Origin of the sequence: Serratia sp. SA088 (genome assembly GCF_049065515.1) — a bacterium.
GTDB classification, from domain to species: Bacteria; Pseudomonadota; Gammaproteobacteria; order Enterobacterales; family Enterobacteriaceae; genus Serratia; species Serratia nematodiphila.
This window is the reverse complement of the sequence record NZ_JBAKGW010000004.1, coordinates 59370-84149: the sequence shown is the minus strand read 5'-3', so window position 1 is coordinate 84149 and position 24780 is coordinate 59370. Positions and strand designations below refer to the sequence as shown.

29 protein-coding genes and 3 pseudogenes are annotated in these 24780 nt (G+C 61.6%); 10 read left to right on the top strand and 22 right to left on the bottom strand.

Annotated elements, in window-relative coordinates:
- The first annotated feature begins 2 nt into the window (after positions 1 to 2).
- Positions 3 to 1040, top strand: coding sequence for a M48 family metallopeptidase (locus tag ACOWVD_RS12005; protein WP_004939835.1), 1038 nt, complete (start codon positions 3 to 5; stop codon positions 1038 to 1040).
- Between the two features lie 46 nt (positions 1041 to 1086).
- Here ACOWVD_RS12005 and gpmA read toward each other — a convergent pair whose 3' ends face one another.
- From gpmA to modE, 9 genes are all read right to left on the bottom strand, one after another.
- On the bottom strand, positions 1087 to 1839 hold the full coding sequence (gpmA, locus tag ACOWVD_RS12000; RefSeq protein ID WP_004939834.1) for a 2,3-diphosphoglycerate-dependent phosphoglycerate mutase: 753 nt from the start codon (positions 1837 to 1839) through the stop codon (positions 1087 to 1089).
- A 216-nt stretch (positions 1840 to 2055) separates the two neighbouring features.
- Positions 2056 to 2403 carry a PsiF family protein gene (locus ACOWVD_RS11995; protein WP_033633898.1) on the bottom strand — a complete coding sequence of 116 codons (348 nt, stop codon included), beginning with the start codon at positions 2401 to 2403 and terminating at the stop codon, positions 2056 to 2058.
- A 197-nt stretch (positions 2404 to 2600) separates the two neighbouring features.
- Positions 2601 to 3644, bottom strand: coding sequence for a galactose-1-epimerase (galM, locus tag ACOWVD_RS11990; RefSeq protein ID WP_421105804.1), 1044 nt, complete (start codon positions 3642 to 3644; stop codon positions 2601 to 2603).
- A complete protein-coding gene (gene galK, locus ACOWVD_RS11985) occupies positions 3638 to 4789 on the bottom strand; it encodes a galactokinase (protein WP_021504595.1) in 1152 nt (383 codons plus the stop codon). Before galK ends, galM begins: the two co-directional genes overlap by 7 nt.
- Complete coding sequence (gene galT, locus ACOWVD_RS11980; RefSeq protein ID WP_197798636.1) at positions 4786 to 5838, bottom strand: galactose-1-phosphate uridylyltransferase; 1053 nt, start codon at positions 5836 to 5838, stop codon at positions 4786 to 4788. The genes galK and galT overlap by 4 nt, the downstream gene beginning before the upstream one ends.
- A gap of 286 nt (positions 5839 to 6124) precedes the next feature.
- Positions 6125 to 6943 (bottom strand): CPBP family intramembrane glutamic endopeptidase, encoded by an 819-nt coding sequence (locus ACOWVD_RS11975; protein WP_049242100.1) that lies wholly within the window; start codon positions 6941 to 6943, stop codon positions 6125 to 6127.
- 166 nt (positions 6944 to 7109) lie between these two features.
- A complete protein-coding gene (locus tag ACOWVD_RS11970) occupies positions 7110 to 7682 on the bottom strand; it encodes a cysteine hydrolase family protein (protein WP_049242102.1) in 573 nt (190 codons plus the stop codon).
- A gap of 94 nt (positions 7683 to 7776) precedes the next feature.
- On the bottom strand, positions 7777 to 9264 hold the full coding sequence (gene modF, locus ACOWVD_RS11965) for a molybdate ABC transporter ATP-binding protein ModF (protein ID WP_049242134.1): 1488 nt from the start codon (positions 9262 to 9264) through the stop codon (positions 7777 to 7779).
- A 90-nt stretch (positions 9265 to 9354) separates the two neighbouring features.
- Positions 9355 to 10146: a molybdenum-dependent transcriptional regulator gene (gene modE / locus ACOWVD_RS11960; protein ID WP_015376996.1), complete on the bottom strand. Its 792-nt coding sequence runs from the start codon at positions 10144 to 10146 to the stop codon at positions 9355 to 9357.
- A gap of 188 nt (positions 10147 to 10334) precedes the next feature.
- Between modE and ACOWVD_RS11955 the strand changes: the two genes are divergently transcribed.
- From ACOWVD_RS11955 to modC, 9 genes are all read left to right on the top strand, one after another.
- Positions 10335 to 12497 (top strand): TonB-dependent siderophore receptor, encoded by a 2163-nt coding sequence (locus ACOWVD_RS11955; protein ID WP_421105805.1) that lies wholly within the window; start codon positions 10335 to 10337, stop codon positions 12495 to 12497.
- A 4-nt stretch (positions 12498 to 12501) separates the two neighbouring features.
- Positions 12502 to 13497: an ABC transporter substrate-binding protein gene (locus ACOWVD_RS11950; protein WP_197800173.1), complete on the top strand. Its 996-nt coding sequence runs from the start codon at positions 12502 to 12504 to the stop codon at positions 13495 to 13497.
- Between the two features lies 1 nt (position 13498).
- The gene (locus ACOWVD_RS11945) at positions 13499 to 14254 is read left to right on the top strand and encodes a class I SAM-dependent methyltransferase (RefSeq protein ID WP_049242107.1); all 756 of its coding nucleotides are present in this window, start codon (positions 13499 to 13501) and stop codon (positions 14252 to 14254) included.
- A gap of 1 nt (position 14255) precedes the next feature.
- On the top strand, positions 14256 to 15281 hold the full coding sequence (locus ACOWVD_RS11940; RefSeq protein ID WP_049242108.1) for a FecCD family ABC transporter permease: 1026 nt from the start codon (positions 14256 to 14258) through the stop codon (positions 15279 to 15281).
- Positions 15278 to 16066: an ABC transporter ATP-binding protein gene (locus ACOWVD_RS11935; protein WP_049242111.1), complete on the top strand. Its 789-nt coding sequence runs from the start codon at positions 15278 to 15280 to the stop codon at positions 16064 to 16066. Before ACOWVD_RS11940 ends, ACOWVD_RS11935 begins: the two co-directional genes overlap by 4 nt.
- Positions 16067 to 16211: 145 nt before the next feature.
- Entirely contained in the window at positions 16212 to 16361 is a 150-nt protein-coding gene (locus tag ACOWVD_RS11930; protein ID WP_004939813.1) for an AcrZ family multidrug efflux pump-associated protein, read from the top strand.
- Between the two features lie 158 nt (positions 16362 to 16519).
- Positions 16520 to 17293, top strand: a complete 774-nt coding sequence (gene modA, locus ACOWVD_RS11925) for a molybdate ABC transporter substrate-binding protein (RefSeq protein WP_049242112.1) — start codon at positions 16520 to 16522, stop codon at positions 17291 to 17293.
- Entirely contained in the window at positions 17290 to 17979 is a 690-nt protein-coding gene (gene modB / locus ACOWVD_RS11920; RefSeq protein ID WP_015377003.1) for a molybdate ABC transporter permease subunit, read from the top strand. The genes modA and modB overlap by 4 nt, the downstream gene beginning before the upstream one ends.
- Positions 17980 to 19047 (top strand): molybdenum ABC transporter ATP-binding protein ModC, encoded by a 1068-nt coding sequence (gene modC / locus ACOWVD_RS11915; protein WP_004939810.1) that lies wholly within the window; start codon positions 17980 to 17982, stop codon positions 19045 to 19047.
- A 31-nt stretch (positions 19048 to 19078) separates the two neighbouring features.
- Here the strand turns inward: modC and ACOWVD_RS11910 are convergent, their stop codons facing one another.
- The 13 genes and pseudogenes from ACOWVD_RS11910 to ACOWVD_RS11850 form a co-directional block, all read right to left on the bottom strand.
- Entirely contained in the window at positions 19079 to 19897 is an 819-nt protein-coding gene (locus tag ACOWVD_RS11910) for a pyridoxal phosphatase (protein WP_033633884.1), read from the bottom strand.
- Between the two features lie 128 nt (positions 19898 to 20025).
- Complete coding sequence (locus ACOWVD_RS11905; RefSeq protein WP_060420263.1) at positions 20026 to 20277, bottom strand: pyocin activator PrtN family protein; 252 nt, start codon at positions 20275 to 20277, stop codon at positions 20026 to 20028.
- 57 nt (positions 20278 to 20334) lie between these two features.
- Positions 20335 to 20673 carry a hypothetical protein gene (locus ACOWVD_RS11900; RefSeq protein ID WP_120027006.1) on the bottom strand — a complete coding sequence of 113 codons (339 nt, stop codon included), beginning with the start codon at positions 20671 to 20673 and terminating at the stop codon, positions 20335 to 20337.
- Positions 20666 to 21328 (bottom strand): annotated as a pseudogene (locus ACOWVD_RS11895) (DUF550 domain-containing protein); the annotation flags it as partial. The gene ACOWVD_RS11900 and the pseudogene ACOWVD_RS11895, both read right to left, overlap by 8 nt.
- 314 nt (positions 21329 to 21642) lie before the next feature.
- On the bottom strand, positions 21643 to 21876 hold the full coding sequence (locus ACOWVD_RS11890; protein ID WP_421105806.1) for a hypothetical protein: 234 nt from the start codon (positions 21874 to 21876) through the stop codon (positions 21643 to 21645).
- 4 nt (positions 21877 to 21880) lie between these two features.
- The gene (locus tag ACOWVD_RS11885; protein WP_421114509.1) at positions 21881 to 22576 is read right to left on the bottom strand and encodes a hypothetical protein; all 696 of its coding nucleotides are present in this window, start codon (positions 22574 to 22576) and stop codon (positions 21881 to 21883) included.
- Positions 22566 to 22901 carry a hypothetical protein gene (locus ACOWVD_RS11880; RefSeq protein ID WP_421105808.1) on the bottom strand — a complete coding sequence of 112 codons (336 nt, stop codon included), beginning with the start codon at positions 22899 to 22901 and terminating at the stop codon, positions 22566 to 22568. Before ACOWVD_RS11880 ends, ACOWVD_RS11885 begins: the two co-directional genes overlap by 11 nt.
- Before the next feature lie 420 nt (positions 22902 to 23321).
- Positions 23322 to 23453 carry a hypothetical protein gene (locus tag ACOWVD_RS11875; RefSeq protein WP_421105809.1) on the bottom strand — a complete coding sequence of 44 codons (132 nt, stop codon included), beginning with the start codon at positions 23451 to 23453 and terminating at the stop codon, positions 23322 to 23324.
- Positions 23446 to 23625, bottom strand: a complete 180-nt coding sequence (locus ACOWVD_RS11870; RefSeq protein ID WP_421105810.1) for a hypothetical protein — start codon at positions 23623 to 23625, stop codon at positions 23446 to 23448. Before ACOWVD_RS11870 ends, ACOWVD_RS11875 begins: the two co-directional genes overlap by 8 nt.
- Positions 23618 to 23830, bottom strand: a complete 213-nt coding sequence (locus tag ACOWVD_RS11865; RefSeq protein ID WP_421114508.1) for a Lar family restriction alleviation protein — start codon at positions 23828 to 23830, stop codon at positions 23618 to 23620. The genes ACOWVD_RS11870 and ACOWVD_RS11865 overlap by 8 nt, the downstream gene beginning before the upstream one ends.
- Positions 23817 to 24038 carry a DNA translocase FtsK gene (locus ACOWVD_RS11860; RefSeq protein WP_421105812.1) on the bottom strand — a complete coding sequence of 74 codons (222 nt, stop codon included), beginning with the start codon at positions 24036 to 24038 and terminating at the stop codon, positions 23817 to 23819. Before ACOWVD_RS11860 ends, ACOWVD_RS11865 begins: the two co-directional genes overlap by 14 nt.
- A pseudogene (locus ACOWVD_RS11855) lies at positions 24035 to 24277 on the bottom strand (hypothetical protein); the annotation flags it as partial. The pseudogene ACOWVD_RS11855 and the gene ACOWVD_RS11860, both read right to left, overlap by 4 nt.
- Positions 24278 to 24490: 213 nt before the next feature.
- Positions 24491 to 24769: pseudogene (locus ACOWVD_RS11850) on the bottom strand (HNH endonuclease signature motif containing protein); the annotation flags it as partial.
- Between the last annotated feature and the right edge of the window lie 11 nt (positions 24770 to 24780).

The following is a 24780-nucleotide window of genomic DNA, read 5'->3' as shown; positions in this document are numbered from 1 at the left end:
CGATGATCCTTGAAGGCGCTTATCAGTTGCCGGGACGGGCCGCACGTGAGGCGGCTCGTCTGCTGGTGAACGAAAGCGGCGAAGGCGTGACGTTGCAGCGGCAGGATGAACAGCGTTACATCCCGCTGACGGACATTACCGTTTCTGCCGCGCTGGGTAATATTCCGCTGACGCTCACCTTCAAGGGCGGCGGGCGCTTTGTGCCTGATGACGACGCAGCCTTTCGCCGCTGGTTCTATCAGCGCCGTTCGCCAGGGTGGGTGCATCGCCTGGAACGCCATAAACGCGGCGTCGCTCTGGCGCTGCTGATGACGCTGCTGGCGGTAGTGGCTTACGTTTACGTGGTGCTGCCGTGGGCGAGCAGCGAGATCGCCATGCGCATCCCCACCTCGGTGGAACAGACGCTGGGCAAACATACGCAGACGTTTTTGGACCAGAGCGGCTTCGCGCCCTCTGCACTGCCGGCCGAGCGGCAACGGGCGTTGCAGCAGCTATTTCGGCAGGTGATGCCGGCCGAGATGCGCCAGGAGCGCACGCCGCTCTCGCTGAAGCTGATGGCGGCGCCCGGTGCGCCGAACGCCTTTATGTTGCCCGACGGCACGCTGGTGCTCAGCGATAGCCTGGTCACCTTGTCAAAAAACGACGATGGCCTGGCGGCGGTGATGCTGCATGAGATGGGGCATCACGCTCATCGTCACCCGATGCGCATGTTGGTGCGTTCGTCACTGGTGGCGTTGACGCTGATGTGGATGACGGGTGACGTCAGCGGCATCGGCGATACGCTGCTGCAGTCTGCGTCCTTCGTGAATGAGATGCAGTTTTCTCGCGGGATGGAGCGTGAGGCGGATGCGTTTGCGATAGCGGAAATGCAGCGCCAGGGGCGTTCGCTGGCGGAAATGGCGGCGATCTACCGCGCGTTGGCGCAGGCGCCTGAACGAGAAAAGACCGATGACTGGGCGCTGCCTGCCTGGCTCAGCACCCATCCGGCGATGCAGGAACGGCTGGACGCGGTGAATGAGGCGATGGCGCAGCAGCAATAAAAAAGCCCCCGGTGAAAACCGGGGGCTTTTTCGTGAACGGGCGAAATTACTTCGCTTTACCCTGGTTCGCTACGGCCGCCGCTTTTGCTGCGATCTCGTCGGCGTTACCCAGGTAGTAACGTTTGGTTGGCTTGAAGTTCTCGTCGAACTCATACACCAACGGCACGCCGGTTGGGATGTTCAACTCGAGGATTTCATCTTCGCTCAGGTTATCCAGGTATTTCACCAGCGCGCGCAGGGAGTTGCCGTGCGCCGCAACGATCACGCGCTCGCCGCTCTTGATGCGTGGCAGGATCTCTTCGTCCCAGTAAGGGATAACGCGATCGATGGTCAGCGCCAGGCTTTCGGTCAGCGGCAGCTCTTGCTCGGTCAGCGAAGCGTAGCGCGGATCGTGGCCAGGGTAACGTTCGTCTTCTTTGGTCAGCTCAGGTGGGGTCACCGCAAAGCCGCGACGCCATTGTTTCACCTGCTCGTCGCCGTATTTTTCCGCGGTTTCCGCTTTGTTCAGACCCTGCAGCGCGCCGTAGTGACGTTCGTTCAGCTTCCAGGATTTTTCGGTTGGCAACCAGGCCTGATCCAGCTCGTCGAGGATGTTCCACAGGGTGTGGATCGCGCGCTTCAGTACGGAGGTGTAAGCGAAGTCGAAAGTGAAACCTTCTTCTTTCAACAGCTTGCCTGCTGCTTTCGCTTCGGTGCGGCCCTTGTCGGACAGATCAACATCATACCAACCGGTGAAGCGGTTTTCTTGGTTCCACTGGCTTTCGCCGTGACGCACCAGAACCAGCTTAGTTACAGCCATAGCTTAACTCCTTAATAATCTGACATTTCAATGATAACGAAAATCATTATATTGCCGCGGGCCGGGGCTCGGCAATCGATAGTGTCTAACCATAGCCAATTTCTTGCCGCAAAGTAAGGGCTGGCGAAAGGAAAAAGCTGAATCGTTCAGGCTGATGCGGAAGGGGGAGAAACGGCACGTCGGAATCGCTCCGGACGCGCCGTGGCGTAGGGAAAATCAGGCCGATTTTTTCAGGCAGTTGCTCATGAAGGTTTTACGCGCGTCGCCCTTCAGATCCTTGGTCTTGGCGTCGGCGTTGCAGCTTTTCATTTTCTGCTGCTGCGGCGTCAGGGTTTTGCCGGACGCAGCGGTGCCTTCGGACTTCAGGCAGGTGCTCATAAAGGTGGAGCGATCGGCGCCTTTCAGCGACTTGGTGGATGCCTGCTGGTTGCAATCGGTCATGCGTTTCTGTTGGGCCGCCTGCGCCGGCGAAGGCGTTTTCGTCGCCGTCGTCGCGTCGGCCGCCATCAGATTGGTGCTCAGCATTAAGCCCGCCAGCAATGGAAGTGCAGTAATCAGACGCATAGGTGTTCCTTCAGCTATTGATTGGCCGCCATCGGCCGAAAATTGTGACGTTGCACAAGGCGTTGTGCTTATCACGGTAGCCTGAGTGTAGTGCGCGCTTTGGAATAAGGGAAGGTGGGCGCCGGTGGGGGGATGGCGCTAAAAGGTAAGCATTTATAACAAATTGCCCCCGGCCGCACGGCGAGGGGCGTAGCGGGTCAGATAGGATAAAACTGATAATGCGTGGCGCTGCGGTAGCGGCTCCCCGGTTGCAGCCAACAGTCCGGCTGCGGCCACTCGGGGTGGTGCGGGCTGTCCGGCAAAAACTCGCTCTCCAACGCCACGCCGGCATGGTTGGCGTAGCTGCCGCCATCGCGCGCCGGCGTGCCGGCCAGATAATTGCCGCTGTAGAGCTGCAGCGCAGGCGCGTCGGTGAACACGCTCATTTGCACTTGCCCGTCGGCGGACCACAAATGCGCCGCCGGGCTCTCCAGCGCCCCGCAGGTACGATGCAGCAGAAAGGCGTGATCGTAGCCTTTTACCCGCTGCTGGTCGCAATCGCGCAGGAAATCCTGCAGCAGCGTTTTCGGCTGGCGGAAATCCATGCCGCTGCCGTCCACCGGCGTCAGATCGGCGCAGGGAATGCCCTCGGCGTCAACGGGCAGATAGCGATCGGCGAACAGCTGCAGCCGTTGGGCGCGGGCGTCGGTGCCGGCGCCGTCCAGATTGAAATAGGCGTGGTTGGTCAGATTGACCGGGCAGGGGCGATCGACCTGCGCCAGATAGTTGATTTCCAGGCGATTATCCGAGGTCAGGCGGTAACAAACCTGCACGTCGAGATTGCCGGGGAAACCCTGATCGCCCTCCGCCGAATGCAGCGCATAGCAGACCTGCTGCGCATCATGCTGCACCCGGCGCCAGCGGCGGGCATGAAAACCGTCGGGGCCACCGTGCAGCTGATGGGCGCCCTGATTGGCGGCCAGCGTATGGGTTTTCCCGCCGATGGGCAGACTGGCGTTGGCGATGCGGTTGGCGTAACGGCCGACGGTGGCGCCCAGATAGGCGCCCTGACGTGGGTAGTCCGCCGGGCTGTGGCAACCCAGCAACAGCTCGCGCTTTTCACCGGATTTGAGCGGCAAGACGGCGGACAGCCAGGTGGCGCCCCAGTCCATCAGCGTCACCGTCATGCCGCCGGCGTTTTGCAGCAGTGTCAGCTGGTAAGGTTGCCCATCGGGCGCCGCTTCCGTGTTCACCGTCAGCATGGGCCGGCCCCCTGCGAAGCCTGGCAGACATAGAAGGTTTCCTGCAATCCGCCGGTTTGCCGCGGATACTCGTGCGCCACGGCGGCACGCACTGTCTCCACGAGATCCTGCGGCATCAGCGCGACGATGCAGCCGCCAAAGCCGCCGCCGGTCATACGCACGCCACCGCGCGGGCCGATCGTCGCTTTGACGATCTCGACCAACCGATCGATCGGCGGCACGGTGATTTCAAAGTCATCGCGCATCGAGGCGTGGGATTCCGCCATCAGCCGCCCCATGCGCTGCAGGTCGCCGGCCGCCAGCGCGTCGGCCGCCGCCAGCGTGCGGGCGTTCTCGCTGATGACGTGCCGCGCGCGTTTGGCCACCAACGGATCCAACTGATGTTGACGCGCTGCAAACTGTTCGGGGCTGACGTCGCGCAGCGCCTTGACGCCGAAGAATCGCGCCGCTTCTTCGCACTGTGTGCGGCGGGTGTTGTACTCGCTGTCCACCAGCCCGCGCTGCACATTGGAGTTGACGATCACCACCGCGACGTTGTCCGGCATCGGCACCGCACGGGTTTCCAGCGAGCGGCAGTCGATCAGCAGAGCGCTGTCGCGCCGGCCGAGCGCGGAGATCAACTGGTCCATGATGCCGCAGTTGCAGCCGACGAACTGGTTCTCCGCCTCCTGGCCGTTCAGCGCCAGCGCCACGCCGTCCAACGGCAGCTGATAGAGCGCCTGCAGCGCCTGGCCCACCGCCACCTCCAGCGCGGCGGAGGAGCTGAGCCCCGCCCCTTGCGGCACATTGCCGGCGATCACCAGATCCGCGCCGCCGAAGTCGGCGTTGCGGCGCTGAAGATGTTTCACCACGCCGCGCACATAGTCGGACCAGCGCTGATCGGGGTGGCTGACGATCGGCTCGTCGAGCGAGAATTGATCCTGCTGATTCTGATAATCGGCGGCCAGCACGCGGATCTGGCGGTCGTCGCGCTTGGCGCAGGCGATGACGGTTTGGTAATCGATGGCGCAGGGCAGCACGAAGCCGTCGTTGTAATCGGTATGCTCGCCGATCAGGTTCACCCGCCCCGGCGCCTGGATGGTCAACGCCGGCGCGTAGCCGAAGTGTTCGGTAAACAGGGAATGGGTAAGCGGTTTCAGGCTCATGCTTGGGCTCCGGCTTCACGGTAATGAATATCGCTGACGGCGCGCAGACGCTCTGCGGCCTGTTCAGCGGTCAGATCGCGCTGGGTTTCCGCCAGCATCTCGTAACCGACCATAAACTTGCGCACGCTGGCTGAACGCAGCAGCGGCGGATAGAAATGGGCGTGCAGCTGCCAGTGCCGGTTGTCGGCACTGTTGAACGGCGCGCCGTGCCATCCCATCGAATAGGGGAAGGAACACTGGAACAGGTTGTCGTAGCGGCTGGTCAGCTTCTTCAGCGCCAGCGCCAGATCTTGGCTTTGCGCCGCGCTGAGATCGGTGATGCGCTGCACCGCCGCTTTCGGCAGCAGCAGCGTTTCAAACGGCCAGGCGGCCCAGTAGGGCACTACCGCCAACCAGTGTTCGGTGTTGACCACGATGCGCTCGCCTGCGGCCAGCTCGCGCTGCGCATAATCCAGCAGCAGCGGGGAGGCGTGTTCCTGAAAATAGTCGTGCTGCAGGCGATCTTCGCGTTCGGCCTCGTTCGGCAGAAAGCTGTTGGCCCAGACTTGCCCGTGCGGGTGCGGGTTGGAGCAGCCCATCGCCGCGCCTTTGTTTTCAAACAGCTGTACCCAGGGATAGTGCTTGCCCAGCTCAGCGGTTTGCGCCTGCCAGGCGGCGACCACCTGTTCCAGCGCCGGCAGCGCCAGTTCGGGCAGGGTCTTGCTGTGATCGGGAGAGAAGCAGATCACCCGGCTGACGCCGCGCGCGCTCTGGCTGCGCATCAGCGGATCCTGGCTATCGGGCGCCGGTGGCGTATCGCTCATCAGCGCGGCGAAATCGTTGGCGAAAACATAGGTACCGCGATAATCCGGATTGCGATCGCCGGTGACGCGCGCATTGCCCGGGCACAGGAAACAGTCGGGATCGTGCGTCGGCAGCGTTTCCGTCGGGACGGCTTCTTGTTGGCCCTGCCAGGGGCGCTTGGCGCGGTGCGGTGAAACCAGCACCCACTGGCCGCTGAGCGGGTTGTAGCGGCGGTGCGGATGATCGATAGGGTTAAATTCCGTCATACGGTTCCTTTCTTGGCGCCGACGAAAGTGTAATCGCTTCCAATTACCGTCTTGAGACGCCCGTTGCTGAACAGGGAGAGGCTATTGCGCAGAAAGATAGCACGCCCGCGGGGGTAAAAAGGTGATCTAACGCGAAAAATGGAATCGTTTACACTTCATTGAAAAGCGCAGGAAGGGCGAAGAAAAGCGGGCGACAACGTGATTGAGGGCATTGCGGTGAGGTGCCGGTGATAGCGTTTTCACCCGACCAGCCGGCAGAGAGGGGGCTCTCTGCCGGCTTCAGCCGCTAAGAATGCTGGTACAGCGGATAGGTGAAGAACAGCAGATGGGTCAGGTTAAGCCCGAAATGGAACAGAATCGGCACCCACAGACGGCCGCTCCACATCCACGCCAGGCCGTAGATCACCCCGGCGAGGGTCGCGAAGATCACCATCAGCGTACCGCCCGCCAGATGCGCGGCGCCGAACACCAGGGAGGCGACGATCAGCGCCGGCCAGGCGCCCAGCCACTGGCTGAGACGCTGTTGCAGGTAGCCGCGAAACAGCGCTTCCTCGGCCATGCACACGAAGAACAGGTTTGCCATCACGAAAGGCAGGATCCAGGCGGGCGCATGCAACTCGATTTTTAAGCCGCCCAGCGCGACGGCCAGCAGCAACAGCGCCGGCACGGCCAGCAGCAGCGCAATCCAGCCCGTTTTGCCGGCGTTGCCGCCGCGTTCGGCGGAAAACAGCGTGGGCAAGCAGGCGAACAGCAGGAAGGGCACCATCGCCTTATCGAAGTTGTAATACATGGTGAACGGTGCGCTGAGCGGGCCGGCTTTTTCGCCGTCGATCATCAGCTGATTGTGGATGCCCGGCACCAGGTGCAAGAACAGCGCCACGCAGCCGGCGACCACCAGCCCTTCGAGCGCAATCGCCAGATTACGCTGCTCGCGAAAATGGTGGCGCAGCCCCGCCAGTGCCACGATGGCCAACAGGCAACCCAGGCTGAGCGGCGTCAGTACCCCATGATAAAGCCCCATGCCCGCCGAGGCGGCCAGGATCACCCAGGCTATCAGCCGATTGAACGGCAAGAAAAATAACGAAGCAGCCAGTACGCCCCACATAATATGTCCCTTTAAATATGTACACGGCGCTCAGCGCCTTTGCGGCGTGCGATGATGGCGAAATTGAGCGCTAGAGCGGATAGTAGCACACCAAGATGACGCTAAAGGTCGGGGCAGTGATGCATTTGTGCATGATGCCGGCCCACACGACCGGCGGCGATGAGGGTTAGCCTTTCATCCAGGCCTGCGAACGGGTGATTTCGGCCAGGTTTTGCAGGGTATCCAGGCTCTGCTGGTGGATCTCCTGCGTGGGGGCTGCGCACAGATCGTGCAGTACGGTCACCTGAAAGCCGGCGTCGTGCGCCTGCCGCGCGGTGCTCTCGATGGCGAGCGGCGTGCTGACGCCCGCCAGAAGCAGATGGTGGCACCGATGTTGCCGCAGCCAGGCTAACAAATTGTTACCGGAGAAAGCGCTGACTGCCGTTTTTTCAAACTGCAGATCGGTCTCTTCCTGATGCAGTTCGGGCATCCAGCGGCAGCCCGGGCCGTTTAACCGCAGCGCGCCGATCTGCTTGAGATGGTTGAACAGCGGCGAATGGGGCGGAATGTCATGATAATCGTCGGCGAATCCCACCCGCACCCAAATCACCGGGATTTTTCGCACCCGGGCATAGGCCGCGGCGGCATTGACGTTGGCGAGCAGGTGGGTCGCTGCCACCTGTTCGTGGCAGTGGTTGGCGCGCCCTTTGGGCCCGATCAGATCTTCGATCAGGTCGATGATAATCAACGCAGCGGACATGGCGTCTCCAGAAATGGCCTTCTTCCTTTCTATGATAAAAGGCCAAATGTGATGTGCTGCGGTGAAGTGTTGCCGGATATGTTTACGCCGCGTTTCAGGCGGAGGCTGTCTCCAGCCGTTGCTGTTGGTAACCATAGCCGCCTTCGCCGTCGGGCACGAAGCTGAGGCGGTGAGTGATGCACTGCGGCGCATCTTCGGCATGGTGCGAGACGAACAGCAACTGGGTAGCGCCCTGGCCGATCAGCACGTCGATGAAGCGGCGCACCAGCTGGCGATTGAGCGGATCCAGCCCCTGCAGCGGCTCGTCGAGGATCAGCAGCGCCGGGTGTTTCACCAGCGCGCGGGCGATCAGCGCCAGCCGCTGTTGGCCCCAGGAAAGGCTGTGGAACGGGGCGTCACCGCGCGCGCCGTTGAGCCCGAGCAGCGCCAGCCATTGCTCTGTCAGCTGCCGCTGACGATCCGAAACCGCCTGATAAATGCCGATCGAATCGAAAAACCCTGACATCACCACGTTGCGCACGCTGGTGTTGACGCGATAATCCAGATGCAGGCTGCTGCTGACGTAGCCGATATGGCGTTTGATTTCCCAGATGGTTTCCCCGCTGCCGCGGCGGCGGCCGAATAGCGTCAGGTCGTTGCTGTAGCCCTGTGGATGATCGCCGGTGATCAAGCTGAGCAATGTGGATTTGCCGGCGCCGTTCGGGCCGACGATCTGCCAGTGTTCGCCGGGATTTACCTGCCAGTCGAGGTGATTGAGGATCGGCCGATCGTTATAGCTGACCACGCCGTCACGCAGGACGATCAGTGGCCGATCCGCCGGCAGGGCTACTTTTTGCGTCGGATCCTCGGTTTCCGGCAGCGCCAGCCCGCTGAGATTTTCGCTGTGCGCCAGCTGCGCCACCAGCGCGTCCGCCATCACCTGGCTGCGCGGCCCGCGGCTGGTCAGGGTGCAGTCCGCCAGCACGCCCACCCGCCGGACAAAATCCGGGATTTCGTCGAACCGGTTGAGCACCAGCACCACGGTTTGGCCCTGGGCGGAAAGCTCGCTCAGCAACGCGGCGAGCTGCGTGCGTGAGTGCACGTCCAGCCCGTCGAAGGGTTCGTCGAGGATCAGCAGGTCGGGCTCGGGCATCAGCGCCCGGCACAGCAGGGTCTTGCGCGTTTCGCCGGTGGAGAGGTATTTGAAGCGGCGCGTCAGCAGGGCGGTGATGCCGAACTGTGCGGCCAGCCGCTCACAGCGCGCGGCGTCTTTCACCTCTTCCTGAATGATTTCCGCCGCGGTGCGGCCGGTGTCGTCTTCGTCCGCGCTGAGCAGATCGGTGTTGTTGCGTTGCCACTCGTCGCTGACCATTTTTTGCAGCTGTTCGAAGGAGATGCGCACCGCGTGCTGAAAGTCGCTGCGGCGCTCGCCGCCGAGCAGAACCAGTTCGTCGGCCAGCGCCCGCGCCAGGGCGGATTTGCCGCTGCCGTTGGCGCCGACGAAGGCCCAGCTGTCGCCGGCCTGGATTTCCAGCGCGTCCAGCGTCAGGGTGCGGGTATCGCTTAAGCGGAATGAACCTTGCGAAATGTGCAACGACGACATCACCTGTTCCTTTTTTTGCAATTATTTGCCTTAGAAATAGGCGCATTGCAGGGGGATGTCAATCAACAAAAATGCAACGTTACGTTGCGCTTAACACAACGTGGCGACAATCACGTGGTCGGCGTTGAACAGGGCGTGTACGGCGGCGCCGACGCTCAGTTGCAGACGCTGCAGCTCCGCCGTCGTCAGCGTGGCGCACAGGGTTTCGCCCCCCGCCAGCGTCACCAGCACCTCGCTGTGTTCGGCGCCTGGCTGAATGCCGGCCACCACGCCCGCCAGCGCGTTATCCGCGCCGGCATGTTCCGCCGTCTCGACGCTTAACCGCACCCAGGGCGCCTTGATCAGCGCCAGCACCTCTTTGCCCGGCGTCAGCTGCAGCCGGTCGGCGCTTTGCTGGGTAATGGCCGCCGTCAGGCGAGTGCTGCCGTCGTTCAATAAAATCGCCAGGTGCTGCTGCACCTGCTGATGATCGCGTTCGATGACGGTACCGAAGAATTGATTGCGCGCGCTGGTTTGCAGCGAGAAGCGCGAGATGGCCGCCAGCAGGCTGTCGAGCGGCAGATCGTCCTGCTGCAACACGTCGAAGGCCTTTTGCTGCACCTGACCCAGCAGGTCATACAGTTGGATCAGCCGCTGGCCATAGCGCGTCAGCTGTGCGCCGCCGCCGCCTTTCCCGCCGGTGGCGCGGTCCACCACCGTTTGTTCCGCCAGCTGGTTCATCTCATTGATGGCATCCCAGGCGCTTTTGTAGCTGATGCCCGCCAGTTTGGCGCCCTGGCTGATGGAGCCGGTGTGCTGCACCTGTTTCAGCAGCGCGATGCGGCGCGGATCGGCGAACAGCTTTTGCTGGAGTTTGAGAGTCAGAAGAATTTCGGCCTGCATAGCGCATCCTGTCGGCGGCAAAAATCTTATTGTCGCCGATTTGGCGGCAAAGCGCCAAACGCAGTGCGCTGGAGAGCGGGGTAATAAAGACTGGCATTGTTTTGTTGTTATAATATAACATAACAGAAAAACGATAAGGCTTTACGCCGGCTGCGGCCGGTTTTTATTTCACCACAGGGATGCTCCACATGAGTACGACACGCCGGCGTCTTGTCACGCCCAGAAAATCTTTATGCCTGGCCGTCGCCTGGGTCGGTGGCGCACTGACGGCGCCGCTGGCTTTCGCCGCCGACTGCGATAAAGCCCGCAGTGCCACGGGATGCGAAGAACATCTCACCGTGGAGGCGGCGGCTCCCGCCGGGCGCTACGATGCGTTGAACGCCGTGAGCCGCAGCGCGTCACAGCTCGGGCTGACCGCTCGGGAGACGCCGCGCAGCATCGATATCATCAGCGCGCGGGCGATCCAACAGCGGGGCGATCGCTCGCTGGCTGCCGCCGTCGAGCGCGCCACCGGTCTGTCCGGCGTCGCTTCGCCAACGTTGTCCAACAACTTTTCCGCGCGCGGTTTCCGGCCGATCGCCTGGCTGTATAACGGCGTAGAAATGCCCGGCAGCACGCTGCAGCTGGGCGATCCGGCGCATTACGACAGCATCGAGATACTGCGCGGGCCGGGATCTGCCTTGAACGGCCTGAGCGCCGCAGGCGGCAGCGTCAACCTGATCTCGCGGCGGCCGACCTTCAGCCGCCAGCCGGTTGAACTCGACTATGGCTTCGGCAGCTACCACAGCCAGCGTTTGCATCTGGGAGCCGGCGGCGCGCTGGTGGACGATGCGGTGGCGTACCGGCTGGACGTCAGCGGCAACGACAGCGGCAGCAACGTGCAGGACGAGCGCGATCGGCAGAAGCGGGTTTCCGGCTCGCTGCTGTTTAAGCTGACCGACGATGCGCTGTTGACGCTGAGCCTGGACCGCATGCTCAACCGCACCAACAACCCTTACTACGGCACGCCGCTGCTGGATGGGCGCATTGCCGGCGAGCTGCGCGACATCAATTACAACAACCTGACCGACAGCCGTATTCAGAGCAACGCCACCGCATTTCAGGCCGGTCTGGACTGGTTTATGACGCCCGAAGTGGAATGGCATAACCAATTCTATTACTACAGCGGCTTTCGCGAATGGCGCAACGTCGAGCGTTTCCGCGTCGCGGCGGCGGCCCGGCCCGGCGACGTCAACCGCGACTCTTTCGGCGCCCTGGCGCACGACGACGATCTGATCGGCAACCGCAGTTCGCTGGTGTTCGATCGCGCCATTGCCGGTTTCGATAACCGGTTGCTGGTCGGCTTCGATCTGAGCAAGCGGCATTTTCAGTACTACTCCAACGGTTTCCCCGGTTCCGAAGACGTGCCGCTCGGCGCGCCGTCCAGAGAGCCGTTCGCGCAGGGCACCGATCGCCAACGCGCGCCGGTGCGCCACGTCACCCAGAATCAGTACGCCGCCTTTCTTGAAGATCGCTTCAGCCTGACCGAGCGTTTAGCGTTGCTGGGCCAGTTGCGCTACAACCATATGGACATGGACTGGCGCTTCCAGGGGCCGCAGGAAGAGAGCCGCGCGCGCACCTACGTTTTCAGCACCTGGAGCCTGGGCCCCAGCTATGCATTGACCGATAACCTCACGCTCTACGCCAACTACACCACCGGCCAGGAGCCGGGCAACGATCTGTTCTTCCTCAGCCCGGCGCAGATCGATCTGCCGCTGACGCGAGCGCGCCAGTGGGAGGCCGGCGCCAAAGGGCAGTTTTGGGGTAACAAGGGCGAGGCGACGCTGGCGCTGTACGAACTGCGCAAGGACAACCTGTTTGTGCCCGACGCGCAGCGGCCGGATGCGTTGAACGCGGTAGGCAGGCAGACGTCGCGCGGCATCGAGCTTGGCGTGGTGCTGCGTCCCGACGAGCGCTGGGAGCTGGCCGGCAACGCCGCCTACACGCACGCCCGCTACGACGACTATCGCGGCGGTAGCCCGCTGCGCAGCTACAACGGCAATCGCCCGGCCTATATCCCGGACTGGACCGCCAACCTCAGCGTGCATTATCAGGCGACGGAACGTTTGGGGCTGGCTTCTTCGCTGCGCTACGTCGGCAGCAGTTACAACGACGATGCCAACCGGCGCAAGATGCGCGCGTACACCACGCTTGATCTGGCGGCGGACTATCAGCTGACGCCGATCGTCGATGTCGGTTTCCGCATTCGCAACGCCACCAACCAGCTGTACGCCTATCAGCGCACCTATCCGGATCAGGCGCTGATTGCGCCGCCGCGCAGCTATGAAACCTTCGTGTCGGTCAGGTTCTGACGGCGTGAAACATTCGTTTTACTCGCTGCTGTATGCCCTGGGCTTGATGTGGGGCGTCTCGCTGCCCGCCAATGCCGTCAGCCTGCACAATTGTGGGGCAATGCGCGATTACCCGCAGCCGCCGCAGCGGGTGCTGGTCTACGCCAATCCGGCGCTGGAAAACCTGCTGGCGCTGGGGCTGGCCGGCCGTGCGATCGGCGTGGTCGGGTATGACCGCGCGCGCGATCCCGCGCCGACGGCGCCGGCCGAGGCGCTGCGGGCGCCTGCCAGCCCGGCGCCGCCCACGGCGGAAGCGTTGCTGCTGATGCGGCCGGATTTTGTCTATTCGGCCAGTTATTACTGGCTGCACAGCCCGGAAACGCCAGATCGGGCGCGGCTGGCGGAATGGGGCATCGGCACTTATCTCTCTCCCGGCGCCTGCAGCGGCCAGCAAAGCGCGATCGCCGCCGCGCTGACGTTCGAAGACATTTTCACCGAGCTGCGGGAGCTGGCGCGTATCTTCAACGTCAGCCGCGCCGGTGAAGCGCTGATCGAACGGCTGCGCGGGCAGTTGAGGGCGCTTGAGCCGCAGCGCGCGCCATTGCCGCATCGGCGTCTGCTGTGGTGGTATGCCGGCGCGCAGACGCCCTATGTGGCCGGCTGCTGCGGCGCGCCAGGCTTGCTGAGCCGCAGCGTCGGCAGCGAGAACCTGTTCGGCGATCTGCCCGAACTGTGGCCGACGGTGTCCTGGGAGGTTATCGCCGCCCGCGATCCGGATGCGATCGTGCTTGGCGATCTGCCGCGCGGCGGCTTCGGCGACAGCGCGGCCGACAAGATCGCCTTTCTGGAGCATCACCCGCTGACCGCGACGCTGCGCGCCGTGCGTCAGCGGCGCTACGTGATCCTCCCCGGTTACGACATGGACCCTTCCGCCCGCACCGTGGCGGCGCTGGGCCGTTTGATTCGGGGCCTGGCGGCCTTGCCGCCGCAGGCTCCGACGCTTTCCAACAAGGAACCTTGATATGACTGCCGTTTCATTCTCTTCGCTGCTGGACTCCTGGGATCGCCAGCAGGCGGCCTACATCGCCGAACGCGAAGCGCGTTTTAACGCCCTGCTGGACGTGCTGGCGCTGGCCGTCGGCCAGGATTTTCACGTGCTGGATCTGGCCTGTGGCCCGGGATCGCTGAGCCTGCGTATTTTGCAGCGCTTTCCGCAGGCCAGAGTGACCGCCATCGATCTCGATCCGCTGCTGCTGGCGGTGGCGCGCGGCGCACTGGCGGAGTATGGCGATCGGATCCGCATTCTGCAGGCCGATCTGGCGGATCCGGCCTGTTTTTCCGTGCTGTCCGGCCCTACGCCGCAGGCGGCGGTGTCCAGCACGGCGCTGCACTGGCTGATGCCGGAGCAGCAGCTGGCATTGTACCGTAACGTCGCCGGGCTGCTGGCCGCCGGCGGCGTATTCCTCAATGCCGATCATCAGCGCTGTGATCACCGTCAGCCGAGGTTGAAAGCGTTGGCGGAGCGGCACGACGAGCAGACCCAACAGCGCGCCTGGGACAGCGGCGTTGAGGATTGGGATCGTTGGTTCGCCGGCGCGCTGCAATCGCCGGCCTTGGCCGCTTATCAGGCCGAGCGCGAAGCGCTGTTCGCCGGCCGCCCGGTACCGCCGCCGACGCCGGTGGATTTCCAGCTCGCGACCCTCAGACAAGCCGGTTTCAGCGAGGCGGGGACGGTATGGCAACTGTTGGACGACTATGTGATCGCAGGCTGGAAATAGCATGAGCCGGCGGTTACTGCCCGGCCGTGAGGCCGGCTGGTTGTTGCTGCTGGCGGCGGCGCTGCCGCTGGCCCTGCTGGGCGCCACCTTGTCGGGGCCCGCGCCGATCGCGTGGCGCGACGCCTGGCGCATTGTACTCGGCGTCAGCGGCGGCGCAGCGTCCGATGCCGAGGTGTATCAGCGCATCATCTGGTCGCTGCGGATGCCGCGCGCGCTGTTGGCGGCGCTGGCCGGCGCCGGGCTGGCGTTGGCGGGCACCGTGCTGCAGTCGCTGACCCGCAACCCGCTGGCCGATCCCTGGGTGCTGGGGATCTCCTCCGGCGCCGGCGTGGGGGCGGTGACGGTGTTGGTGTTGGGGCTGGGAGGCGGCCTGCTGTCGGTGTCCGGCGGGGCGTTTATCGGCGCGCTGGCGGCGTTTGCGTTGGTGATGCTGCTGGCCGGGCGTTCGCTGCAGGGGGAGTCCACGCTGTTTATTCTGGCCGGGGTGGCGGTGACGCAGCTGCTCTCCGCGCTGACTTCGCTGATCACCCTCTGGCAGGCGGACGCCAACGCCACGCGCGGCGTGATGTTCTGGCTGCTGGGATCGTTCAGCGACGCGCGCTGGCCGCAGGTCGGGCTGTGCGGGCTGGCGCTGGCGGCGGCGCTGCTGCTTTGCTGGCTGCGGGCGGGTGAGCTGGACGCGCTGGCGTTTGGCGGCGTGACCGCCGCTTCGCTGGGGGTGGCGGTGGCCCCGCTGAAGCTGCTGCTGTATGTGGCGACCACCGCGCTGACGGCGGCGATCGTCGCGTTCAGCGGCGCGGTGGGGTTTATCGGGCTGACGGTGCCGCACGTCGCCCGGCGGCTGGTCGGTTCGCGGCATCGGCTGCTGTTGCCGGCCAGCGCGCTGTGCGGCGCCCTGTTCGCCGTGGCGGCGGACACGCTGGCCAGAACGCTGTTTGCCCCGCGCGAGCTGCCGGTCGGGGTGCTGACCGCACTGCTGGGGGTGCCGATATTCCTGCTGTTGCTGTATCGGAAGGTCAATGCATGACGATTGAAAAAGCGCGCTCTGGCCTGTGTGCCGAAGCGGTGAGCTGGCGAGCGGGGGCGCGTACGGTGCTGGAAAATCTCAGCTTCTGCGCCTTGCCCGGTGAGGTCACCGGCGTGCTCGGCGTCAACGGCAGCGGTAAATCCACGCTGCTCAAGCTGCTGGCCGGGCTGCAGCCCGCCGCCGGGGGCCGCGTTTGGCTGGAAGGGCGCGAAATTACCGCGTTTTCCGGGCGGGAGCGCGCCAGGCGCATCGCCTTTCTCGAGCAATCCGCCCCCGGCGCCTTCGCGCTGCCGGTGAAGGAGGCGGTGCTGCTGGGGCGCCTGGCCCATACCGGCCGCTGGCGCGGTTTCGGCGCCGAGGATCGCCGCCTCGCCGGGCAGGCGATGGAGCAAGTGGGCATCAGCCACCTGGCCGATCGCGATTGGCAGCGGCTGTCCGGCGGCGAACGGCAGCGGGTGCATCTGGCGCGCGCGCTGGCGCAGCAAACGCCGTGGCTGCTGCTGGACGAGCCCGCCAATCATCTGGATATCGCCCATCAACAGCAGTTTATGGCCTTGCTGCGGCGGCTGAAACTCAGCGTGGTGGTGACGCTGCACGATCTTAATCTGGCGGCCTGTTATTGCGATCGGGTCGCGCTGCTGCAGCGGGGCGGGATCTGTGCGGCGGGCGCGCCGCGGCAGGCGCTGACGCCGGAGAACATTCACGCGGTATATGGTGTGGAGGCCAGGCTGGCGGCGCCCGCCGGCTATGCGCCGCTGTTGATCTATTACCCCGCGCCGGGATGAGGGCGGCTGAAAGGGCACGTTTGGCCGATCACAATTTCGCCTCGCTGGCTAAAATAACTCCGTTTTACCGATTTTTTTGGGTTAGAATAACCTGATATGCGGTGAAAGGCATTTGCCGCTCAATGGGCAGTTAAGCGAGGCTATCATGTTGGAATTATTGAAAAGTCTGTTGTTCGCCGTGGTGATGGTGCCGGTGGTCATGGCGCTCATTCTCGGCCTGATCTACGGTTTTGGCGAAGTGTTCAACGTCTTCTCCAAAGTGGGCCGTTCGAAAGAAAACCGCACCCAGCACTGACCGTTCCCCATCCCGATACCCGCCGGCATTCCCCGGCGGGCATTCCTCAAGTTATCTCACGCTTTGCCGATAAACCGCATGACAAGCTTTCGCGCAACGTTATATTATTTTTTATATAACGAAGAGTGATAATGCACGTTAACTTGCGGAGAAAAACAATGAAACAGCAATGGACTAAATGGGTTGGCGGGATCGTTCTGGCATCGGGTCTGGTGGCTCAGGCTGCGGCGGCGGAAAAGATCACCGTGTTCGCCGCCGCGTCGCTGACCAATGCGCTGCAAGACATCGCCACCCAGTATCAAAAAGGCAAGGACGTGCAGGTGGTTTCCTCCTTTGCGTCGTCCTCGACGCTGGCGCGCCAAATTGAGCAGGGCGCCCCGGCCGATTTGTTCATCTCCGCCGACCAACAGTGGATGGATTATGCCATCGACAAGCAACAGATGGTGAAAGACACCCGTTACACGCTGCTGGGCAACGAACTGGTGCTGATCGCCGCCAAGAGCGATAAGCAAGACAAGATCGCCATCGACAAGCAGACCGACTGGGCCAAGCTGCTCAACGGCGGCCGCCTGGCGGTGGGCGATCCGGATCATGTGCCGGCCGGCATCTACGCTAAGGAAGCGCTGGAACACCTGGGCGCCTGGAGCGCATTGGAGCCGAAACTGGCGCGCGCCAACAATGTGCGTAGCGCCATGGCGCTGGTGGAGCGCGGTGAAGCGCCGCTCGGCATCGTCTACGGCTCCGACGCGGTCGCCAGCGACAAGGTGAAAGTGGTGGGCGTGTTCCCGGAAGACAGCCACAAACCGGTTGAATATCCGATGGCGATGGTGAAAGATCGTCAAAATCCAACGGTCAGCGCTTTCTATACCTATCTGAAGAGCCCGGAAGCGGCCGCTATTTTCGAACATTATGGATTCACCCCGCGTAAATGATTCTGAGTGAGTACGAGTGGCAGGCGGTTGAGCTGAGCCTGAAAGTCTCCGGTTTGGCGGTGGTCTGCAGCCTGCCGTTCGGCATTCTGATGGCCTGGGTGCTGGTGCGTTGCCGCTTCCCCGGCAAGGCGCTGCTGGACGGCGTCATTCACCTGCCGCTGGTGCTGCCGCCGGTGGTGGTCGGCTATTTGCTGTTGATCGCCATGGGGCGGCGCGGCGTTATCGGCGAGTGGCTGTACGACTGGTTCGGTTTCAGCTTCAGTTTCAGCTGGCGCGGCGCCGCGCTGGCGTCGGCGGTGGTGGCGTTTCCGCTGATGGTGCGCGCCATTCGGCTGGCGCTGGAGGCGGTGGATACCCGGCTGGAGCAGGCGGCGCGCACGCTGGGCGCCAATCCGTGGCGGGTGTTTTTCACCATCACGCTGCCGCTGTCGCTGCCCGGCGTCATTGTCGGCGTGGTGCTGGCCTTCGCCCGTTCGCTGGGGGAGTTTGGCGCCACCATCACCTTCGTCTCCAACATTCCCGGTGAAACCCGCACCATTCCGCTGGCGATGTATACGCTGATTGAAACGCCGGGGGCGGAGGCCGCCGCCGCGCGTCTGTGCGTGATCGCCATCGTGCTGTCGCTGGCTTCGCTGATGGTGTCCGAATGGCTGGCCCGCTGGGGCCGCAAACGGATGGGGGTGTAAATGCTGGAGCTGGATTTCTCGCAGCAGCTGGGCGACCTCAATCTCAACGTCCGCGCCGATTTGCCGGCGCAGGGCATCACCGCGATTTTCGGCCTGTCCGGCGCGGGCAAAACCTCCCTGATCAACGCCATCGGCGGCCTGACCCGTTTGCAGCAGGGGCGTATCGCGCTCAATGGCCGTACGCTGGTGGATACCGCCTCCGGCCTCTGCCTGCCGCCGGAAAAGCGCCGTATCGGCTATGTGTTTCAGGATGCGCGGCTGTTCCCGCACTACCGGGTGCGCGGCAACCTGCAGTACGGCATGGCGGCCGGCATGCGCGCGCAGTTCAATACCATCGTCGAGCTGCTGGGCATCGGGCCGCTGTTGAACCGGCTGCCGCTGACGCTCTCCGGCGGTGAAAAACAGCGGGTGGCGATCGGCCGCGCGCTGCTGACCGCGCCGGAACTGCTGCTGATGGATGAACCGCTGGCTTCGCTCGATCTGCCGCGCAAACGCGAGCTGCTGCCGTATCTGGAGCGGTTGGCGCAGGACGTGAACATCCCCATCCTTTACGTCAGCCACAGCCTGGACGAGATCCTGCGCCTGGCCGAGCAGGTGATGGTGCTGGATCGCGGTGAAGTGCGCGCGTTCGGCGGGCTGGAAGAAGTCTGGGCCAGCAGCGCGCTGCGGCCGTGGCTGCAGCGTGAAGATCAGAGCAGCGTGCTGCGCGTCAGCGTGATTGAGCATCATCAACGTTATGCCATGACGGCGCTGGCGCTTGGCGATCAAAGGCTGTGGGTCAGCGGCATCGACGCTGAATTGGGCACCCAACTGCGCATCCGCATCAACGCCGCCGACGTCTCGCTGGTGCTGCAGCCGCCGGTCAACAGCAGTATTCGCAACGTCTTGCCGGCCAAGGTGAGCGAGTGTCTGGACGTGGACGGACAGGTGGAAGTGAAACTGGCGGTCGGCGAACACGTGCTGTGGGCGCGCATTACGCCATGGGCGCGCGATGAACTGGCGATCCGCCCCGGGCAGTGGCTGTATGCGCAGGTGAAGAGCGTGTCTATCAGCCGCGAGAGCCGCTAAGGCAGACCCTCCCGGCGGGAGGGCGAAAAGATTACAGCACGCGGGTGCGGATCACCTCGGCGATGCCCGGCTGCAGGTTATCGGCGATCACCAGATCGGCACGTTCCTTGATGGCGTCATCGGCATTGCCCATCGCCACGCCCAACCCGACCGCTTCCAGCATGCTGATGTCGTTGTAGTTGTCGCCGAACGCCACCACCTGATCCATGCTCAACCCCTGCGACTCTACCCATTGACGCAGGCGTTTGCCTTTGCTGTTGCCGCCTTTGGCGATATCCACCTGATCGTGCCAGGACCATTCGCACGCCAGCCCCAGCTCTTTTTCCACCGTGTCGGCAAACTCGCGCAGCGCCGGAATATCGGCGTGCGAGGTGGCGAATTTCCAGATCGCCTGCGCGTCGTCGGCCGCCTGCGTCAGGCTGCCGACCTGCAGCAGCGTCGGGCGCTGCGCCGCCGGCAAAGTTTCGGCCCAGGCCAGCGAGCGAATCACGTGGCCGCTCGGTTCCTGATACAGCATGGCGTCGTCAACGTACATCAGCCCGTGAATGTCGGTCTGTTTGAGCATCTGCAGCACCTGCTTGGCCTGATCTTTCGCCAGCGGATCGGCGGCCAGCACCTTTTTCTGCTGAAAATCATACAGGTAGGTGCCGTTGCAGCAGATGGCCGGGGTATCTATCTGCAGCGCCTGGTAAAACGGATGGATGGCGACGTGGTGGCGGCCGGTGACCACCACCACCTGGACGCCGGCGGCGCGCGCCTGCGCCAGCGCTTCCAGCGACTGCGGTAAGATGCGTTTTTGGTTGTCCAACAGGGTGCCGTCAAGATCGAGGGCGATGACGCGGTAGCTCATAGGGTTCTCGTTATCGTTAGCCATAAAATTAATCCGATGGTACATCTTGTATATGATTTATAAGAATCAACAAGTTATTTTTATCGGGGGTGCTATTGGGGTGCTGGTGGGGCAAGCCCCACACAGCATTACTTGCAGCGTTCCAACTCTTCTTTGGCTTCTTTTCTTCGTTGATCAATCAGTTCGGCCAAGTCAGCAACGTGTACCATTCGCGGTGATTTTTGGGTGTTCCCTACGCGAAATGTCGCTATAGGTAGCTTACCCTCTGCGGCCTTCTGTTCAGCAGTTGACGGACGCAGTCCGAGATAACGCTCAGCAATTTCCGATAGTGGAATACTGGACCTTTCGTATTCCGCCATCAACAAAAACATCGTATTCATATTTTATCTCCACACGTTTCACCCGCCGCATACGGGTATTAATTCAAGTGTGACATGTCACACTGTTAATTTCGTTTCGTGCCATCCCAGGGTAAGCCAGCATGCCGCATCACCTACGCATGGACATTCATTTACCGGCAGTTTATCGCCGCATTTTTTACAAGATCGCTGCTGCTGGTGGCTCAGTTTCTGCAGATATTCTGCGTGGCATCGCCGGATGAGCAAGCCCACAACTTCGTTGAATTCATAAGGTTCGCGGCCAGGACGCAGGCCTGTTAAAAGTTCCTGCGCCATCTGCTCTTCTTCTGGCTCCAGCTGCAGCTCACGAATAACGATCCCGCCTTTACGCTGGCGCGCTCGCTGGGCCGCTTTACGTTCTGCCGCTGTCTTAGCCATTCCCACCCTCCGGCGCTGCTGCCAGCATTGCGGCATACTGCCGTTTAGCGATAGCAATTTGCCTTTCATTCTCTTCTCTGGATTTAGGGCCGTTAAGAGGATAGCGCAGATGCTCTCGATACAGAGCGGGCCATTTAACAGCTAACGCCAAGCGCAGCTGTTCATCAGTCGGCTCAACCGGCACTAACTTGTAACCGCTACTTACAGGTTGAGCCAGCATTGCGGCGTGGCAGGCTTCCACAGCTTCGCATAGCTTTGTTCGATGGTGCTTAGCGGCGCTGCCGCTGTTCCAATCCGTACCCATTGCCATGCCACCGGCGTGTTTCAGCAAGGTGAGAAAACACTCCGGCACTGCTGGCGCTGGCGGGGCGGTGATGTGTAACCGTGGCTCGCCGTCTTTCGGTTCCGGCCATTGGCGCGCCATGTTCACCTTCAGCTTTTCGATCATTGCTTGGGTGATCTGTTCGTCAGTGATGCCAGCGCGGCGTTGCGCATCCCACAGCAGGAATTGCATATCAGCCCACTCGCTGAGGTCGTCAGGCTGGGCTGCGGCTTCCAGCGCTTCTTTGCTGAGGTGCTTCAACGGGCCAATGGGGCCGACTTTGCCGAATGTTGATCGTGACCATTCGGCGTGAGCTTCGCGAACTGCATCCCGGTCATTAGGTGAATCGGTCATGGCGTAAACCTCGCGAACCTCGCAACCCTCACGAACAGCCTGGTTCTTGCCGAGTTCATCAAGAATACCTAGCCAGTCTCCATTTACTGATTTGAATTGCCAGCCTGCCAGCTCAAGGCCTTGCACCGGCTGCGCCTCCCGGTTAGCCGCTGCGCTCAGTTCAGCGAGACGGTCACGGCAGCGCAACAGTTCGCTGGCCATCTCCTCAACAATCCACTTATTGAACAATCCGCGCATCGCAGCGCCTTTTCTGCAGTCGTCGATTACCTGCTCAATCTGCTCAGTCGTTAGTGTCATGCATCCCCCGATTTTTTATCTGCTCTGCGCACCGCGGTTCGAATCATAGTGCGGCGATGGATTGCTTTTGCCGTGTAACGCAGGTAGCCAAGGCCATAGGCCGCTTTCGCGCTGCGCCACATGTAACTAGATGCCATGCTGATGACGAACCCGGCAATGGCTAGGCCACCGGCCAGGCAGACGGTAGCGCCAACAATAGCGATGATGTGGCTGATGATTGATACGAGCATCCTACTAATCCCCCACGGTGAACCCAGCGGCGCGCAATTGCTGACGGAACATCAGCCCGCAGATAGACCGGCACGTATTGAACGCTTCGGTTTGTGAAACTCCATCCCAGTCATGGCTGTCATCGCGTCGCTCAGGCAAATTAATGACCAATGGCGTAGCCAGCTTGGCTTCTGCGGCTTCAAGTCTCGCAGCCATGGTTTCCCACAGTTCAGCGTTGCCACCGGCCAGCGCCACCACGCGCTTTTCCCGCTCTTTCAGCGCATCGATAGCCATCATGATCGACTCGTTGTCGGGGTTGCAGCCCAGCTCGTTGCCGATTTCTTTGAGCACCTGCGAGATGTCTGCTCGGATGGCTTCTAGCTCGGCGATGCGCTGACGCTGGTCGTTCCATAGCTCAGTAACACCTTTTAGCGCTTTTTGTGACGCTTTCAGCTCTGCCAGCAGTTCGAGAACGACATCCGGCACGCACAGTCTGAAAAACAGCTCATCTGCATCAGCATTATCACCGACGAATCCATACTCCATATCTTTGTGATCGGTACGCAGAACCAACGAACCATCGTAGCCAGTGCATTCATATTTGATGCTCCCAGAACCATCGATTCGGTCACCAATTCGACCAGGGGTTGCGGCCATTGCGGCCGCTTTCAGTTCGCTGAATTTATCCATGGTCATTTTTTGCCCTTGCTTATTGGTCACAAGAAATTACCCCGCTATGGCTAATGCTGTAGACCCGTTTTGGTAAACCAAGTGATTCGCGATTTCTGCTGGTAAACACCGACCACATTTTCAGCTCAAGCAAAAATCCGCACATCCCTTTGCCTGTTCTGCGCCCCCCAATCTTGTTGCTTTTCCCGATGCAGCGGCGAGCCTTACGAGTAGCCTTGCGGTTATACGCATTGCAGACTTCAAGCCAACGGTCATTTCCCCTTAATTTGTACGGAGAGAAGCAGCGATAGCGCCTAGCTTGCAGCTCTTTTAGGTACGACTGATGTAAATCTTCGATGTAGGTTTGCTTGCTCATAATGCTTTCTCCTGGGTCTCGGCCCGCTTGCGCATGCAAACTGCGCAGTTTTCAGGATGGTCGTGGTGCTCATCAAATAGGACGCCTGTGAATAACCATTTACCGCACAGGCTGGTTGGTCTGCCATCTGCGAAGTAGTGTGCTTTCTTCGCTAACTCGGGGAATCCCCACCCTTGGCCACCCTTGGTCATCACTTAGCCTCCCACACTTTCAACCGAGCACACGCAGGGCAATAAAGGCCGCCATTGTGCAATATCCAGCCTGCGCCAATTGAGTCCCTTTTCAGAAACGCCAGGGCTTCAGAAATGCTCTTAACGTTTTCAGTTGCCATAGTTTGCGAATCAGCATTTTGATCCGAGTGACACCCAGCGTTTTCCCCTCCACGCCCCTCGCAGCGAACTTCCATGAAAATAGCCATGCTCACACCTCCACATATCTAGCCCGGCCGTAGTACATGCCTGTGCGCCAGCGGTAGTGCTTGCTCGGCTTCCACATGTCGCATTCTGTGGTAATTTCTACCCCGCGCACCAGGCGCGGTCTGCGGTTAGCCATGCTGGGACTCCTCATCGCCATCTACAGGCAACCACTCGATGCCGTTAAAAAATTCAGTTGCCGCCATCGCTGTTGAGCTATACCAAGTAGAGCCAGGCTCTGAAACGACGTGCGCGCCGGTTTCTTCATCGAAATAGCGCAGGCTCCCTGGCTTGAAGTTTTGATTAACCACGCTCCACCTCCCTAGCTTTGTCACCGGCCCGGAGATTCCATGCCGCTATTGCCTTGTCCCGGTTTCCTGATAGTCGGCACTGAGCCTGGCAGCTGGGCTGAGGGCAGCAAACCATGAACCCACCAAGAGGGATGCAGTCAGGAGTCATCAGTTGCGGAGCCGTGTTGCCGCAGAACGGGCACGGCCTCAGTTCATTTGCTGGCATCACTACCTCCATGAATCACTGTGCGAATGCCATTCCATGCCGGGGCGGTTACGACGCCTTCTTCCTGCATGCGTTCGATTAGCCACGCTGCGCGGTTGAAGCCGATGCGGAAATGTCGCTGAATAGCCACGATGCCGATCGATGCGTGCAGGCGAGAAAATTCAACAGCCTCGCTGTAGAGGCGGTCGTCTATTTCGGATGGTTTCACTTTTCCACCTCCACGCGACGAAACTCGATAACCCACACCCAGGGATTGGCGCGCCAGCTTTCTGCGCCGTAGATTGATGCCCACAGACGCGCAAACACGTCAGCTACACAGTCGCCACTCTTCATGTCGGCGATACTGCATCCCTCGCGTATGGCGTCGCCATCGCTGATATCGTTCAGCCGCTCAACGCGCACGGCGGTGATTTCCAGCGTGATTCTGCTTGCCCAGCGCGGCATGTTAGGTGGGTTAGCTACTGGATTTTTATTCCATGTCTTAGCGTTCCGCACTGACCAGATGGTTGATTGTGATACCCCATACTTAACGGAGAGGGCTCTCTGGCTGAGTTGAGATTCACGGATATCATTTACGATTTCTGTCGTAAGCTTGGAGTTGTGATGATCTTCACCAAGGGATAGCCCATTAACGAGTCGGTCTGACCAGTTCTGCTCCTGTGTTCCATAATCCAAATTTTCAGGGGCATTGTTTCTCTGGAAGCCATCAAGGTGTCTAATTTGCATCCCTTTCGGCCGCTCCCCAAGAAAAGCCTCCGAAACCAAATCATGAACTGACCTGGTTTTGTACTTCCCATTGCTCGCCGGAGTTACTGTTAAATATCCTTTGCTGTTGGCGGAGCCAGAAAGTCGCCTCCATTCGCCACCTGAATTAGCCCGCGACCAAATATCCCCGAACACATCTGCGCAATATCTTCTGTCGAGTGATGGGATGTACATCGCTGGGATTA

What these genes read in the sequence shown, in the direction of transcription:
- ACOWVD_RS12005 (WP_004939835.1), top strand. Translation starts at nt 3, where the DNA reads ATGATCCTTGAAGGCGCTTATCAGTTGCCGGGACGGGCCGCACGTGAG.
- gpmA (WP_004939834.1), bottom strand. Translation starts at nt 1,839, where the DNA reads ATGGCTGTAACTAAGCTGGTTCTGGTGCGTCACGGCGAAAGCCAGTGG.
- ACOWVD_RS11995 (WP_033633898.1), bottom strand. Translation starts at nt 2,403, where the DNA reads ATGCGTCTGATTACTGCACTTCCATTGCTGGCGGGCTTAATGCTGAGC.
- galM (WP_421105804.1), bottom strand. Translation starts at nt 3,644, where the DNA reads ATGCTGACGGTGAACACGGAAGCGGCGCCCGATGGGCAACCTTACCAG.
- galK (WP_021504595.1), bottom strand. Translation starts at nt 4,789, where the DNA reads ATGAGCCTGAAACCGCTTACCCATTCCCTGTTTACCGAACACTTCGGC.
- galT (WP_197798636.1), bottom strand. Translation starts at nt 5,838, where the DNA reads ATGACGGAATTTAACCCTATCGATCATCCGCACCGCCGCTACAACCCG.
- ACOWVD_RS11975 (WP_049242100.1), bottom strand. Translation starts at nt 6,943, where the DNA reads ATGTGGGGCGTACTGGCTGCTTCGTTATTTTTCTTGCCGTTCAATCGG.
- ACOWVD_RS11970 (WP_049242102.1), bottom strand. Translation starts at nt 7,682, where the DNA reads ATGTCCGCTGCGTTGATTATCATCGACCTGATCGAAGATCTGATCGGG.
- modF (WP_049242134.1), bottom strand. Translation starts at nt 9,264, where the DNA reads ATGTCGTCGTTGCACATTTCGCAAGGTTCATTCCGCTTAAGCGATACC.
- modE (WP_015376996.1), bottom strand. Translation starts at nt 10,146, where the DNA reads ATGCAGGCCGAAATTCTTCTGACTCTCAAACTCCAGCAAAAGCTGTTC.
- ACOWVD_RS11955 (WP_421105805.1), top strand. Translation starts at nt 10,335, where the DNA reads ATGAGTACGACACGCCGGCGTCTTGTCACGCCCAGAAAATCTTTATGC.
- ACOWVD_RS11945 (WP_049242107.1), top strand. Translation starts at nt 13,499, where the DNA reads ATGACTGCCGTTTCATTCTCTTCGCTGCTGGACTCCTGGGATCGCCAG.
- ACOWVD_RS11940 (WP_049242108.1), top strand. Translation starts at nt 14,256, where the DNA reads ATGAGCCGGCGGTTACTGCCCGGCCGTGAGGCCGGCTGGTTGTTGCTG.
- ACOWVD_RS11935 (WP_049242111.1), top strand. Translation starts at nt 15,278, where the DNA reads ATGACGATTGAAAAAGCGCGCTCTGGCCTGTGTGCCGAAGCGGTGAGC.
- ACOWVD_RS11930 (WP_004939813.1), top strand. Translation starts at nt 16,212, where the DNA reads ATGTTGGAATTATTGAAAAGTCTGTTGTTCGCCGTGGTGATGGTGCCG.
- modA (WP_049242112.1), top strand. Translation starts at nt 16,520, where the DNA reads ATGAAACAGCAATGGACTAAATGGGTTGGCGGGATCGTTCTGGCATCG.
- modB (WP_015377003.1), top strand. Translation starts at nt 17,290, where the DNA reads ATGATTCTGAGTGAGTACGAGTGGCAGGCGGTTGAGCTGAGCCTGAAA.
- modC (WP_004939810.1), top strand. Translation starts at nt 17,980, where the DNA reads ATGCTGGAGCTGGATTTCTCGCAGCAGCTGGGCGACCTCAATCTCAAC.
- ACOWVD_RS11910 (WP_033633884.1), bottom strand. Translation starts at nt 19,897, where the DNA reads ATGAGCTACCGCGTCATCGCCCTCGATCTTGACGGCACCCTGTTGGAC.
- ACOWVD_RS11905 (WP_060420263.1), bottom strand. Translation starts at nt 20,277, where the DNA reads ATGAATACGATGTTTTTGTTGATGGCGGAATACGAAAGGTCCAGTATT.
- ACOWVD_RS11900 (WP_120027006.1), bottom strand. Translation starts at nt 20,673, where the DNA reads ATGGCTAAGACAGCGGCAGAACGTAAAGCGGCCCAGCGAGCGCGCCAG.
- ACOWVD_RS11890 (WP_421105806.1), bottom strand. Translation starts at nt 21,876, where the DNA reads ATGCTCGTATCAATCATCAGCCACATCATCGCTATTGTTGGCGCTACC.
- ACOWVD_RS11880 (WP_421105808.1), bottom strand. Translation starts at nt 22,901, where the DNA reads ATGAGCAAGCAAACCTACATCGAAGATTTACATCAGTCGTACCTAAAA.
- ACOWVD_RS11875 (WP_421105809.1), bottom strand. Translation starts at nt 23,453, where the DNA reads ATGGCTAACCGCAGACCGCGCCTGGTGCGCGGGGTAGAAATTACCACA.
- ACOWVD_RS11865 (WP_421114508.1), bottom strand. Translation starts at nt 23,830, where the DNA reads ATGCCAGCAAATGAACTGAGGCCGTGCCCGTTCTGCGGCAACACGGCT.